The 12989-nt window shown below is 48.5% G+C and carries 10 protein-coding genes and 2 pseudogenes; 6 read left to right on the plus strand and 6 right to left on the minus strand.

Features of this window, described 5'->3' with window-relative positions:
- Window positions 1-49 precede the first annotated feature (49 nt).
- Window positions 50-652 (minus strand): FMN-dependent NADH-azoreductase, encoded by a 603-nt coding sequence (locus Q320_RS0107345; RefSeq protein WP_027468467.1) that lies wholly within the window; start codon window positions 650-652, stop codon window positions 50-52.
- Window positions 653-748: 96 nt separating this feature from the next.
- On the opposite strand from Q320_RS0107345, the gene Q320_RS0107350 reads away from it, so the two are divergent.
- Window positions 749-1648, plus strand: coding sequence for a LysR substrate-binding domain-containing protein (locus Q320_RS0107350; protein ID WP_035852997.1), 900 nt, complete (start codon window positions 749-751; stop codon window positions 1646-1648).
- A gap of 95 nt (window positions 1649-1743) precedes the next feature.
- Window positions 1744-2097 carry a hypothetical protein gene (locus Q320_RS0107355; RefSeq protein ID WP_156939017.1) on the plus strand — a complete coding sequence of 118 codons (354 nt, stop codon included), beginning with the start codon at window positions 1744-1746 and terminating at the stop codon, window positions 2095-2097.
- Between the two features lie 78 nt (window positions 2098-2175).
- Here Q320_RS0107355 and Q320_RS0107360 read toward each other — a convergent pair whose 3' ends face one another.
- Window positions 2176-2484 (minus strand): hypothetical protein, encoded by a 309-nt coding sequence (locus Q320_RS0107360; protein WP_156939018.1) that lies wholly within the window; start codon window positions 2482-2484, stop codon window positions 2176-2178.
- A gap of 252 nt (window positions 2485-2736) precedes the next feature.
- Here Q320_RS0107360 and Q320_RS0107365 point away from each other — a divergent pair, with 252 nt between their 5' ends.
- On the plus strand, window positions 2737-4050 hold the full coding sequence (locus tag Q320_RS0107365; protein ID WP_035853000.1) for an anaerobic C4-dicarboxylate transporter family protein: 1314 nt from the start codon (window positions 2737-2739) through the stop codon (window positions 4048-4050).
- Between the two features lie 58 nt (window positions 4051-4108).
- On the opposite strand, the gene blaOXA is transcribed toward Q320_RS0107365, so the two are convergent.
- Window positions 4109-4906 (minus strand): class D beta-lactamase, encoded by a 798-nt coding sequence (gene blaOXA, locus Q320_RS0107370; protein ID WP_027468472.1) that lies wholly within the window; start codon window positions 4904-4906, stop codon window positions 4109-4111.
- A gap of 281 nt (window positions 4907-5187) precedes the next feature.
- Here blaOXA and Q320_RS18920 point away from each other — a divergent pair.
- A pseudogene (locus Q320_RS18920) lies at window positions 5188-6633 on the plus strand (PAS domain S-box protein); the annotation flags it as partial.
- A 93-nt stretch (window positions 6634-6726) separates the two neighbouring features.
- Window positions 6727-6886 (plus strand): annotated as a pseudogene (locus tag Q320_RS22225) (methyl-accepting chemotaxis protein); the annotation flags it as partial.
- 256 nt (window positions 6887-7142) lie between these two features.
- Here the strand turns inward: Q320_RS22225 and Q320_RS22230 are convergent.
- Window positions 7143-7316 carry a DUF1289 domain-containing protein gene (locus Q320_RS22230; RefSeq protein ID WP_084282464.1) on the minus strand — a complete coding sequence of 58 codons (174 nt, stop codon included), beginning with the start codon at window positions 7314-7316 and terminating at the stop codon, window positions 7143-7145.
- A gap of 169 nt (window positions 7317-7485) precedes the next feature.
- Between Q320_RS22230 and Q320_RS0107385 the strand changes: the two genes are divergently transcribed.
- On the plus strand, window positions 7486-9105 hold the full coding sequence (locus Q320_RS0107385; RefSeq protein ID WP_027468474.1) for a methyl-accepting chemotaxis protein: 1620 nt from the start codon (window positions 7486-7488) through the stop codon (window positions 9103-9105).
- Window positions 9106-9428: 323 nt separating this feature from the next.
- On the opposite strand, the gene Q320_RS18925 is transcribed toward Q320_RS0107385, so the two are convergent.
- Entirely contained in the window at window positions 9429-11279 is a 1851-nt protein-coding gene (locus Q320_RS18925) for a tetratricopeptide repeat protein (protein WP_051534560.1), read from the minus strand.
- A 353-nt stretch (window positions 11280-11632) separates the two neighbouring features.
- A complete protein-coding gene (locus Q320_RS0107395; RefSeq protein ID WP_084282468.1) occupies window positions 11633-12988 on the minus strand; it encodes a GGDEF domain-containing protein in 1356 nt (451 codons plus the stop codon).
- Window position 12989 lies beyond the last annotated feature (1 nt).

Raw genomic sequence — 12989 nt, forward strand, 5'->3', positions numbered from 1 at the left:
TCTGCGCTGCATAGACTGCGTATTACAGCAAGCTGCAATACGCATACGTTTAGTTGGCGACGCCACTCAAGCTTTCACGTGCGGCGGCGATGGCTAGATCGCGAACATCAGGTCCCATAGCTAGCCCTTCGGCAGAAATCACGCGGATATCGCTAATGCCGATAAAGCCCAGCACCACGCGCAGATAATCAATATGCGCAATGCCGGTTGCCGTGCCTTGATGCTGGCCGCCCGCCGTCGCAACAATCACCGCGCGTTTGTCAGTCGCCAAACCTTCAGCGCCATTTGCGCCGTATTTAAACGTCACGCCGGCCACGGTAATCATATCGATCCATGCTTTAAGCTGGCTAGGTACCGAAAAGTTATACATCGGCGCGCCCAGCACCAACACATCAGCGGCTAAAAATTCAGCCATTACCGCTTCAGACAAAGCCACTTGCGCTGCTTGCTCGGCGCTACGTGATTCGGCTGGCGTGCCTTTGGCGGCTAAAAATGCATCGTCGAGTTGCAAATTGAGTTGGCGCGTTACATCGCGGTAAGTGACGTTCACACTTGGCTCGGCGAGGCGAATGCTTTCAACCACTTCGGCGGTGAGTTGGCGTGATACTGAATGGTCGCCAAGAATGCTGGAATCGATATGAAGAAGGTTCATTTTGTTGCCTCTTGCGTTAAATGATTAGATGTACACATCGTACATTTGATGCAAAATAAGCACTAGACAGCAAAATCAGGAAGGATTGTCCTAGCTATGTTACCAATCGATATTGATTACAACGATTACGTCTATTTTGCTCGCGTGATTGAATTTGGCGGCTTTTCGGCGGCGGCGCGGCAAATGGGGATTCCTAAATCACGTTTATCACGGCGAATTGCCGGATTAGAAGAACGCTTGGGCGTACGGCTACTGCAACGCAGTACGCGAAAATTGACGCTAACCGACGTGGGGCAAAAATTTCTGACCCACTGCCAAGCGCTGCAACGCGAAGCGGAAATTGCTGAGTGCATCGTTGCCAGCGTGAAAGCCGAGCCTTCGGGGCGAGTGCGGCTCAGCATGCCGCCGGCATTGCTCGATGGCTTAGCACCGGTTTTGCAGCGTTTTATCGTTGAAAATCCCAAAGTCGTGCTGGAAACCATCGCGACAACACGCCGTGTCGATTTGCTCGAAGAAGGTATCGACGTCGCGCTGCGCGTGCGGGCGACCGATGATGAAGACCCGCAATGGGCAACACGCCGTCTGCGCGCCACACGCGGTATTTTGGTGGCCAGCCCTGAATTAGTCGCAAAACTGGGGGGCTTGACCACGCCCGGCGCACTCACGCTCGCGCCAGCGCTCGGCACGGTCAACGCCGATCAACGCATTCATTGGCGGCTGGTGAATGCAGCAGGCGAGGTTCGCGAATTTGTACTGCCACCGCGCTTGGTCAGCGAGCATTTTGGCTTGCGTCGCCAAGCGGCGATTGATGGCCTTGGCGTGACGATGTTGCCGCAAGAAGATGCTAGTGCAGATATTGCGGCTGGATTATTGGTCGAAGTGCTACCCGAATGGCGTTTCCCGCTCAGCCATTTACAAGCGGTCTACGCCAGCCAACGCGGCCTAGCGCCTGCGGTGCGTGCCTTATTGGATTTATTGGTGGAGACGATGGCTTAAGAATAAATACCTAAATTGCCAATTCATTGATGCGGAGAATTAAGCCGCGCTGCACTATACTAAAACCACTTTTAATTGATCCACAGGCCAACATCATGCGAATGTATCAGCTACTGACTGCAATCACCCTCGCCCTACTCTCGGTCAGCAGCTTGGCGAAACATCATGATTGCAAGGAGTTCAAAAACGAGCAAGCTCGGCAAAACTGCCGCGAGCATCACGATGATAAAAAACACAATTGCTATGATTCAAAAAACAATAAAACGAAAGAGAAATGCCGCAACGACGGCAATTATTATGGCAATGGCGATAAAAATGACAAAATGTACCGGCCAGATCAGCAGCACAGAACCAAATCGCAGAAAGAGGCACAGCAATTTTGCGCTAGCGCACACAGCGCGCTCGATCATGATGCTTGCATGAGCGGCCAAGGCTACCCAAAACGCTAATTGCAAAGATATTTAAAGACATTAAAAAAAGCCGCAGCAGCGGCTTTTTTTAATCTAAAGATTTCAACTTACAGCAATTTAGTTGCGACCGTAACGGCGGCGGCGGATCACCGTAAAGCCAATGACACCCAAGGCAATCATTGCGTAGATTTGCGAATCACCATCATCTTTAACGGCTTTAACGCTTGGCGTAGGCTTCACCGACAACACATTCGCCCCCAGAGGAGCCGGCACCGCCAGCAAATTGGCCGACTCTAGGCTGCCATTCGCAGCAGCAAATACTGCAGCCCCTTGCAATCCGCCCGCTGCCGACAATACGGCGGCCTGCGCAGGTGCTGCCAAACTCAGCGCAGCGAGCATTAAGCTTAATATCCGAAGTCGCAACATAGCGCTGCCCCTAAAATGGTTTATATGAAGTGCATTTTACCTGCTCTTAGATTACAAATCTATGACAAGTAACCATATTATGCTGCACCTGCACATTTTTGTGGGCTACTTCACGCGTAAGTTATACCCGCCACGCGCTGCTAATCGGTTTGGCGCGAAATATGAGTAATTAATACCGCTGTGCTATGTTGATGGCTTACTGCACAGCATTGAAATTGATGTCAGCATAAGGGCTATTGTGGAGATTTTATTGTGATTGCAATTGAGTTATTGGTGGTGCTGGGCGCCATTTTATTGGGCGCACGCTTATCAGGGGTCGGCCTTGGCGTGATGGGTGGCTTGGGCTTGGCGATCTTGGTGTTTGTGTTCGGCTTACGCCCAACCTCTGCGCCGATTGATGTGATGCTGATGATACTCGCGGTCATCACGACGGCGGCGTGTTTACAGGCGGCAGGCGGGATGGCATTTTTGGTGCAAATCGCCGAGAAAATCTTACGCCGAAATCCCAAGCGCATCACTTTTTTCGCGCCCTTGGTGACTTACTTTTTCACGCTGTTTGCCGGAACAGGCCATGTTGCTTACGCGGTGTTGCCTGTCATTGCCGAAGTGGCGCATGAATCAGGCGTACGCCCAGAGCGGCCTTTATCGATTGCCGTGATTGCATCGCAAGCGGCGATTACTGCCAGCCCGATTTCAGCTGCCACGGTGGCTTTGTTGGCGTTGTTGTCGCCAGCAGGCATTCATTTGGGCGATATTTTGCAAATTGCGATTCCAGCCACCTTGATCGGCACGATGGCGGGCGCGTTAATGGCGAGTCGCCAAGGTTGCGAGCTGCATTTAGATCCCGTCTACCGCGAACGACTTGAGCGCGGCGATTTTGCGCAAAACCAGCAGCAAGCATCGATTACCTTGCCCCACGGTGCGCGCCGCTCAGTGGCGATCTTTTTTGCGGCAGTGGTCACCGTCGTTTTGCTGGGCTCTATCCCAACGCTGCGCCCAACGTGGCTGGTCGATGGCACCATCGTGCAGCTGGATATGTCGCAAGCGATTGAAATCGTCATGTTATCGGCTGCGGCGTTGATGCTCTTGCTGTGTAAAGTGAACCCCGAAGAAGTGATAAAAAGCTCGGTGTTTCGTGCGGGTTCCGCAGCGGTAATCGGGATTTTTGGCGTGGCGTGGATGGGTGACACTTTTATTCAAAGCAATTTGAGCTTTTTTTCTGGCTCAATCCAAAGCATCGTCACCGCGCAGCCGTGGCTGTTTGCGGTAGCTTTATTTGGCATGTCGATTTTATTGTATTCGCAAGCGGCAACGATACGCGCCATGCTGCCGCTGGGCATCGCGCTGGGTCTGCCTGCACCCGCTTTGATCGCAATGTTCCCGAGTGTGAATGGCTACTTTTTTATCCCCAACTACCCCACCGTGATTGCCGCGATTAATTTTGACCGCACTGGCACAACCCGCATCGGCAAATATTTACTCAATCACAGCTTTATGCTGCCCGGCTTGGTGTGTTCGATTACGTCGGTCGCGAGCGGATTTTTACTGAGCAGTATTCTGCTGTAGCTTCTGCGACCCTCAGGCTTCTAATAAAAAGGCCATCCTTTGATGGCCTTTTTCAATTTCATTTGACTGTAGGCAGCAAACCTTGCGTGCGTAAACTCGCCTTTGCGATATCAATCCGCTTGGGTAAATCACTGGCATCGGGAATGTCCATATTCAGCGCAAAGCTATACAATTTGCCGTCTTGCTCCACCCAACCGACAAACCAGCCTATCGATGGCTGCTTGCGGCCAGTCCAACCTGTTTTGCCATATAACTTCCAATTTCTGCCGGTTTCCAGCAACGTAATCTCACGTACCGCCGCCTGTATTTCTGCCGAATAAGGTAATGCACCTTGCGCAAGGCGAGTCAAAAATTGCACTTGCTCTACCGCGCTGATTTTCAGCGAATCATTCAGCCAAAATTGATCGACACCGCCCTCTATCGTTTTATTACCATAATTCAACAAGCTTAGATTTTGCTGCATAGGCGTCAAACCAATCCGCCGCGCCAGCTCTTGATACGCCGATACATTCGACACAGGCAAAGCGCCGCGCAAACCCATATCGTGTTCCCACGATTTCAGATATTGCGGCGTGCCGTCGTAATGATAAAACACCTCGTCCACACTGCTTACCGAGCCGGTCGCCAAACCAATCAGGCTATTGGGAATTTTAAACGTCGATGCCGGTGAATACCGCGTCGCCGCACGCGCCGTATTGTGGCCTATCCAGCGCTGCGCGCCCACATCCAGCATCACAAACGTGCCGCTCACCTTGGCATCACGAAAGTGTGCTGCAATTTGCGGGCTCGTTTGAATCTCCAGCGCCAAGGCGGCAGGGCTGAGTAAAAAAGCAAATAAGAACAAAAAACGACGCATCACAATCTCCCAAAAATTCGAGCTATTTTGCCAAAATCTACGCGGCGTCGCTTGGTATTAATGCATGGGTATTGCCACAAAGGCATTATTAAACAAAGCCTACGAGAAAATACATCAAGGTAAAACATCATTTTCAATTGCCTATCTGACTCCCACCCAAACGAAACGATGCTGCACTGCACTTTGGTGATAAAAAAAAGCCGATTTTTTTATCTTCATGAACCATACTAATTTTTAAATTTATTCGTAACTAGCCGCTTAATTTTCACAGGACAGCATTTATGTTTTCACTGAGTCGTTTATTTAATCGGCAAAATGCCCAAGATATTGTCAATGCATTGAACACCACGCAAGCCGTGATCCAATTCAAACTTGATGGCACGATTGAAAATGCCAATCCTATTTTTTTGCAATTACTCGGTTATCGGCTCGATGAAGTGGTCGGCCAGCATCATCGGATTTTCGTCGCGAAAGACGAAGCTAATAGTGCTGAATATCGTGAATTCTGGGAAAAACTACGCAGCGGCCAAGCGCAAACTCAGTCGTTTAAGCGCATTACCAAAAGCGGCCAAGAAATCTGGATTCAAGCGTCCTACACGCCGATTTTTCGCAATGGCAAAGTAACGAGAGTTATCAAATTCGCGACTAATATCACCGAGCAAGTGATTAAAAATTCGGATTATTCGTCGCAAGTTGAGGCGATTAGCCGTGCGCAAGCGGTGATTGAATTTGATTTGCAAGGTACGATTTTGCGCGCCAATCAAAACTTCCTGCAATTGATGGGCTATAGCGAAAACGAAGTGGTGGGCAAGCATCACCAGATTTTTGTCGATAGCCAAGAAGCCAATAGCCCGGAATATCGCGCTTTTTGGGATAAGCTGAGAAAAGGCGAATACCAAACTGCGGAATATCGCCGCTTTGGTAAAGGCGGCAAGGAAGTGTGGATTCATGCCACGTATAACCCGATTAAAACTCCCGATGGCACTTTAATTAAAGTCGTTAAATATGCCAGCGATATTACCGAGCAAATCCGCCAGCGTGCCGAATTCAGATTGCTGTCTTTAGTCGTGAATGAAACCGATAATTCAATCATTATTACCGATGCGAATGGTTTGATTATTTTTGTAAATCACGGATTTACTAATTTGACTGGCTATTCAGCAGCTGAAGCAAAAGGCAAAAAACCAGGGCAATTATTGCAAGGCAAGCAAACCGATCCAGCAACGATAGTGGCGATTCGCCAGAGCCTACAGAGTAAAACGCCGTTTTATGGTGAAATTCTGAATTACGATAAGCGCGGTAATCCGCATTGGATTTCTTTAGCGATTAATCCTGTCACAAATGATAGCGGCAAATTGACGAATTACATTTCAATTCAAGCTGATATTTCCGCCACCAAAGAAAAATCCGTCGAATACGGTATGCGTTTTGAAGCGATTGGTCGCACTAATGCGGTGGGCGAATGGGATAAAGACGGTAAATTATTCGAAGCCAATAGCTATATCATGCAACATTTGGGTTTTTCCGATCAGAAAGCTTTAATCGCACACAGCCGTACTTTGCCAGAAATTATGGGCCAAGAAAAATTCGAACGGGTGCTGCGGGGCGAGCAAGTGTCGGGTGAATTTGAATTATATGATGTGAATGAAAAAATCGTACTGCTGTCGTCAACGGTATCGCCCTTATTAGATACCGAAGGCAAGCTCAAATATATCGTGAGTTATGGCGTGGATGTCACTTCCAAAATGGAAGCCAGCCGCGTCACCGACGAAGAAATGGGGCAAGTGATTGCATCAAGCAATCAAATCCGACTCATTATCAACACCATCAATTCGATTGCAGCACAAACCAATTTGCTGGCACTCAATGCGGCGATTGAAGCCGCTCGCGCTGGCGAAGCCGGACGGGGCTTTGCCGTCGTGGCCGATGAAGTACGTAAATTAGCCGTTGAATCGGCCAGCTCTGCACAAGAAATTCAAAAGTTGGTTGAGGAATCTGTGCACCGGATCGAAAGTCTAGAAACCTCTTTACGACGTTTAAGTAGCAGCAGCCAAGAATAATGACGATTTCTTTTCACCCTCACCCGACATTCTATTGATAGGTATTGCCATGTAGTCCTTTTTAAATAAAGGCTACAACAAGATACATCAATTAAATAAATTAGCGCGATGACAGCCGATTGATCATCGCTTCGCAATTCTCCGCTGAATTTCTAGAACGATGAATAGCGAAAAACTCAAGCTTCAATGGGGGTGGGGACTCGCTGCAATCTTGCCCACACCGCGAGTTTTTCTTGATCAGAGTTTTTTGACCAAGCGCGAATTTCATCCAGCGTGCGCAGGCACGCGACGCAATGCTGACGGCGTTCATTCAATTTGCACAAATTAATACAGGGCGATGCGACGGTCATGATCTTTAGGATTTGAGCTGCGAAGGGGCGTATTGAACGGGATATGCGCCAAGGATGCAAGCCATTCAATACAAACGACCTTTGGTCAGCCAAGCTGTCACTCAAGCATTATTTTTAGCTGTAAGCACTACAACTAAACCATCACTCCGCTGTTTTAATGGGGATTATCATGAGCATTCGCTGGAAATTAATTAGCCTCAGTGCTGGGCTGCTGTTTCTTATGCTTGCACTGGGTGTCTTTGGTATTAAAGGCTTGGCCGCAACCAACTTAGCCTTTGAAACCACTTATAAAGATCGCGTCTTACCGATCAATCAGCTCAAAATTATTGCCGATATGTATGCGGTGAATATTGTCGACACCACGCATAAAACCAATCACCAAAATATCAAACCCGCCGAAGCGTTGGCGCTGGTCAAAGAAGCCAAGCTGCAAATTGAAACGCAATGGCGGGCTTATACCGCCACTCAATTCACCGATAGCGAAGCTCAGCTGGTCGCCGATGCGACGGCGGCACGGCAAAAAGCCGATGCGGCGGTGGCGCAGCTAGAGCAATTGCTAATCAGCAATGATGCTGCTGCGCTCGACACCTTTGCACGCCAAACGCTCTACCCGGCAATTGATCCGCTTTCGGGGATTATTTCCAAACTGGTTGAATTGCAATTATCTGAAACCAAAAACAATTTTGAAACGGCGCAAAAAGAATATACCCAAATGCGAGTGCTAACGATCAGCCTCATCCTGATTGCACTGTGCTTTGGCGCCGCCTATTCGGCGTGGGTGATTATCGGTATGAATCGCAAAATTCAGGCGCTGCGCCAATGCCTATATGCCGCGCGAGATCAACAAAACCTAACGCTACGCGCACCGACCCCAGGTGATGATGAAATCGACGGTATTGCCCAAGCGTATAACGATCTCGCCAACAAAACTCAGCACTTGGTGAGCAATGTCGCCCAAGCCATTCGGGTGGTAACGCAAGAAACCCATAATCTAGCCAGTAGTAGCGAAGAAGTCGCGCAAGCCACACATCTGGGCGCCGAAGCGACCAGCTCAATGGCGGCAGCAGTCGAAGAAGTCACCGTCGCCATTTCCCATGTAGCCGATAGCGCACACGATGCAAAAACACTGGGTACGCAAACACGCCATGCCGCAGAAAAAAGTAGCCGTGCGATTCAAGATACGGTGCGCGAAATTCAAGGCATCGATCAAGCTGTTGCGGTGGCCGCAGAAAAAGTAGCGATGCTGGGTAATGACGCGGAAAAAATCAGCTCGGTGGTGAGTGTAATTAAAGATGTGGCCGAGCAAACCAATTTGCTCGCCCTCAATGCCGCAATTGAAGCCGCACGCGCGGGTGAACAAGGCCGCGGCTTTGCCGTCGTCGCCGATGAAGTACGTAAACTCGCTGAGCGCACCGCCGCTGCCACCGTCGACATTCAAAAAATGGTCAGCCTAATCGGCCAAACCAGCCAAGATGCAGTCACCAGTATTAACCGCACCGTGCATCTAGCGCACGGCTGCGCGCAAATGGCAGGCGATGCAGGGGAAAGTATCGAAGGCATTAATCATGATGTGGGCAAAGCGGATGTGGCGATTAGCAATATTGCTGACTCGCTGGGCGAGCAAAAATCCAGCACGCTACTGATTGCGCAGCAAGTTGAGCGCGTCGCACAAATGACCGATCAAAACACCGCCGCCGTCGGCAGCATGAGCCAATCGGCAGCAAACTTAGGCCACCTGACGCATCAGCTACTTGAAGAAATTAATCACTTCAAATACCAAGGCACTTAGGGCTGTTGACGAGCCGAAGCTGGCTTGATTCTAAGTAGCGCTGAACTAGCCCAACAGGTAAACGTTGGGCTTTATACATTCTGCTCAAACTACCATGCTGGCAGCTCTCGACCCACTACAGACACTCTGTCGTAGGCGCAATGAGTGGCAGGTAACATGGGCAAGCTGTCGTTCGCCATCAGAAGCGGACTATTGCTTATTGCAAAAACCATCGTTTGTGTAGATACGTAGCAGCCAACAAGGTTGGTTTAGGTGTGCGATAGCACATCGGAATGCGCATAAATTTTTTAGGCTGACCAGTGACTTTTGCAACCACTTATGGATTATTTTATTTCCGTCGAATCATGATTGCTTGCTTTTCGATGCCAAAACTCTGCTCGCTCTTTATCTATGGATACGCCCAGCCCAATTACATAGAGCATACTGAGCATGACTTGAGCTTCAACGTCACCTTGCTCTGCTGATTTGATAAACCAATTAGCAGCGTTGGTATCATTTTTTGATACGCCACGCCCTTTCATATACATAGTAGCAAGCTTAAATTGCGCTTTTGCATGACCTTGTTCAGCTGCTTTTCGATACCATATCATTGCCTTAGCATCATTCTGAGCAAGCACTTCGCCTGCATCATATAAAGTAGCCAGATTGAATTGTGCAACTGGATTGCCTTGCTCAACCTCTTTGATGTATGCCAGTTCCTGCTTGGATGATATGCTGGCTACGGAGTTCGCTGTTTCTTTGAGTTTGAGCGAAGCCTCACTACCTCCTTGAGTAACCGCTTTGCTATGCAAGCTCTTAGCTTGAGTAAAATTCTGCGGCACCCCGTGCCCTTCTTTATACAAGTCACCCAGTTTAGATTGAGCTTCAAGACAACTAGCAGCAACGCAACTTGTGCCAGCAGCTTTACGGTACCAAGCAATAGCTTGTTCAAGGTTTTTTTCTACTCCCCGCCCATTCATATACATATCAGCCAAAGTTAATTGGGCTGAGCTCGCACTCATCCCGTGTGAGTTAGCCAATTGCCGATACCAGTATGCCGCTTGAACTTCGTCTTTAGGTATGCCTTTACCCTTCATATATTTGTCGGCAAGCATACGTTGAGCATCTTCGTTATTTTGAATCGCTGATTTTTTAAGCCAAAATACGGCTAGAGCATCATTTTTCGGCACTCCGCGACCAAGCGTATACATGGCTCCAATCTTTGCTTGAGCCTCATCATCACCTTGTTCTGCTGCCTTACGAAACCAATATTCTGCTTGCGTATTATCAACGGGCAAATCTCCTCTTGTATACATAATGCCTAGCTGATTCTGCGCTTCAATATAATTTTGCGTGGCCGCTTTTTTATACCAATTAACGGCTTGCACTAAATCGTCTGGCTCCTTCGATTTTTCTGGGGATAACATGGCGTTTACCCACTTAGAGTGGTAGCTACTACCTAGTTTAAATTGCCCCTCTGCATCTCCTTGTTCAGCAGCCTTTCGATACCAAAACATGGCTTTAACCTGATTACTAGGTACCTCTGAGTTTTTCTCATAAATCAGGCCTAGTTTCACTTGTGCTGTGGCATTACCTTGCTCAGCCGCTTTCTGATACCAAGCTAGAGCTAGCCCGTCGTCACTTCGGATGCCTTCAGCCCGGCGGGGCCCATCACCTAGTATGTATAACTCACCCATTTCTAATTGCGCGGGGATACTGCCTAACTCGGCAAGTTGGCGATACCATGTTACAACTTGCTTTTTGTCTTGCGAATTACCTTCCAAAACATAGGATATTTTTTGTAGCTGTGTGAGTGCTGGCGCATGTCCTCTATCGGCAGCCTTACGGTACCAAATTGCAGCATAGCGCTTATCTTGTGGCACGCCGTGGCCGAGTCTGTAAAGTTCAGCAAGCCTAAATTGCGCTTCAGAGTCCTCTTTGTCTGCCGCTTTTCGATACCAACTAGCTGCAAGCACAGGATTTTCGAATACTCCTTTGCCCTCTTCATACATCAACGCAAGATAACGTTGCGCTACTGAGTTGTCGCTCGCGAACGGCTTAAATTCAACCAGTGCCTGTTCATAGTTTTTGTTGTTATATAAAGTGATGGCATCAGCCATCTGAGCGGCATTTGCCGAAAATATGGATAAGGACAAAATAGAAATAGAAATAGAAATGAATTTATTTATTTTCACAATTGAACTCCAAGGCTGATTTGGTCGGATTTGGACGAGGAGTTGGCGCTCGCGACACAGTTTGAGCGTCTGCAGTTGGAGTCATTGACGACGTTCATTTACCTCAAAATTGTTGAGTGTCAGAGTCTGTTGTTGGCCGACATCGGCCTGTCGCTCAGTCTAACCGAACAGCCTCAGCCAAGCATCAAGCTATCAGTGGCAAGATCAATCATTGGGTCGATACATCAAGCAAAATTTCGCAGTGCTAGTTCAATCTTCATTGGCACTGAAGCCGCCCAGTTCAAATACATTAAGGCAACAGGTATATTAATGTGGGGCTTATTTAACCATGTCTACAATGAAATACCCATCAATCAAGTATTCGGTTTCTCGGCTTTTTCTGGAGAAAATACCGCAATTTCAATTCGGTTTCGTCCAGCTGCTTTGGCTTGATACAGCGCAGCATCAGCGCGCTCCATCACACTGGCAAAGGCTTCATTTTCCGCCATTTCAGCGACACCTGCGCTGCAGGTCACTACCAGCTGATTCGGCCATGGGGTTTGTGCAAGACTTGCACGAATTTTTTCGGCCAAGCCTGCAGCGCCAGCCAGATTGGTTTTAATGCTAATTAATAAAAACTCTTCACCACCCCAGCGCACTAGGCAATCTGTCGTACGAATTTGCTGCGAAACCCAGCTGGCAAACTGCTGTAAAACGGCATCACCAACGGCATGTCCATGCGCATCGTTAATTTTCTTAAAATGATCTAGATCCAAAAAAATCAGGCTAATCGGCTGATCTTGGCTTTGGCAGTGCTGTGACAGGAAATTAGCCAAGCCTTCACGATTACAAATTTGCGTGAGCGGATCAACCCGCACACGATCAGCCAGTAATTGCGTTTCTTGCGTTAACACCAGATTGGTATTTTCTAACCATTGCTGCCTTTGCCGACTACTGCGAAGTTTACTGACATCGCTACGCCACTCCCAAAGCAAGCTAATAAAACCCGCGAACAACCACATAAACAGCAGTAATAAACGTAAGTTAGCCGCGCTAATCCATTTTCCCGTGAATTCAATCCACGCAATCGTAAACTGCTGCTTTCCCGCTTGCACATCGTAGCCCGTGACAATCCGCATCTGCACCACGCGATCAAACTCAACCCCCGCTTCTTTGGGTAATGCGCCTCGCTGCAAAATCCACCATGTAGGCACATTAAAATCCCATAAGGAGAACGTCTGCTCTTGCCATTCTGGCTGCGCCAGCAAAACCACATCCTCAATTTTATTACTCAGATAATCATTGGACTTACTAAATTTAGGCGAGAAATTAAATAAAGAAACGCGTAGATGCTGCGATGGTTCGACATAGTGATAACGAATTCGCACCGTATCAAACTGGGATAAATTAATCCCTTCACCAGCGGGCTTAAAAAAGAGATCGAAGCCGCAATACGGCGCGCGTTTTGATAAAACCAGCTCGCAATCGACGCGCCAGCCGTCGCTTTGCGGTGTAACACGGCTAGTGCTCAAGCCTGCACCATCTGAGATTAATTCTGATGTCGGCTCCGCTTTAAAATACGGCGGTTCGATTCTTAAATGCCGATTCATTCCCCAGTGATGCCAAAGTAGTAAAGCCGTTGTGATCAACGATAAAGCGCCGATCAGCATAATGCGCCGCCGTTTAGCAGGGAGCTGACTGATAGCGCGAATGAGTCGATGTGGCTTCATG

The organism is Deefgea rivuli DSM 18356, from assembly GCF_000620145.1.
Classification (GTDB): Bacteria; Pseudomonadota; Gammaproteobacteria; order Burkholderiales; family Chitinibacteraceae; genus Deefgea; species Deefgea rivuli.

Excerpts from the sequence above, each read along its gene's own strand:
- Q320_RS0107345 (WP_027468467.1), bottom strand. The coding sequence starts at position 652 with ATGAACCTTCTTCATATCGATTCCAGCATTCTTGGCGACCATTCAGTA.
- Q320_RS0107355 (WP_156939017.1), top strand. The coding sequence starts at position 1,744 with ATGCGAATGTATCAGCTACTGACTGCAATCACCCTCGCCCTACTCTCG.
- Q320_RS0107395 (WP_084282468.1), bottom strand. The coding sequence starts at position 12,988 with ATGAAGCCACATCGACTCATTCGCGCTATCAGTCAGCTCCCTGCTAAA.
- Q320_RS0107360 (WP_156939018.1), bottom strand. The coding sequence starts at position 2,484 with ATGTTGCGACTTCGGATATTAAGCTTAATGCTCGCTGCGCTGAGTTTG.
- Q320_RS0107385 (WP_027468474.1), top strand. The coding sequence starts at position 7,486 with ATGAGCATTCGCTGGAAATTAATTAGCCTCAGTGCTGGGCTGCTGTTT.
- blaOXA (WP_027468472.1), bottom strand. The coding sequence starts at position 4,906 with ATGCGTCGTTTTTTGTTCTTATTTGCTTTTTTACTCAGCCCTGCCGCC.
- Q320_RS0107350 (WP_035852997.1), top strand. The coding sequence starts at position 749 with ATGTTACCAATCGATATTGATTACAACGATTACGTCTATTTTGCTCGC.
- Q320_RS22230 (WP_084282464.1), bottom strand. The coding sequence starts at position 7,316 with ATGACCGTCGCATCGCCCTGTATTAATTTGTGCAAATTGAATGAACGC.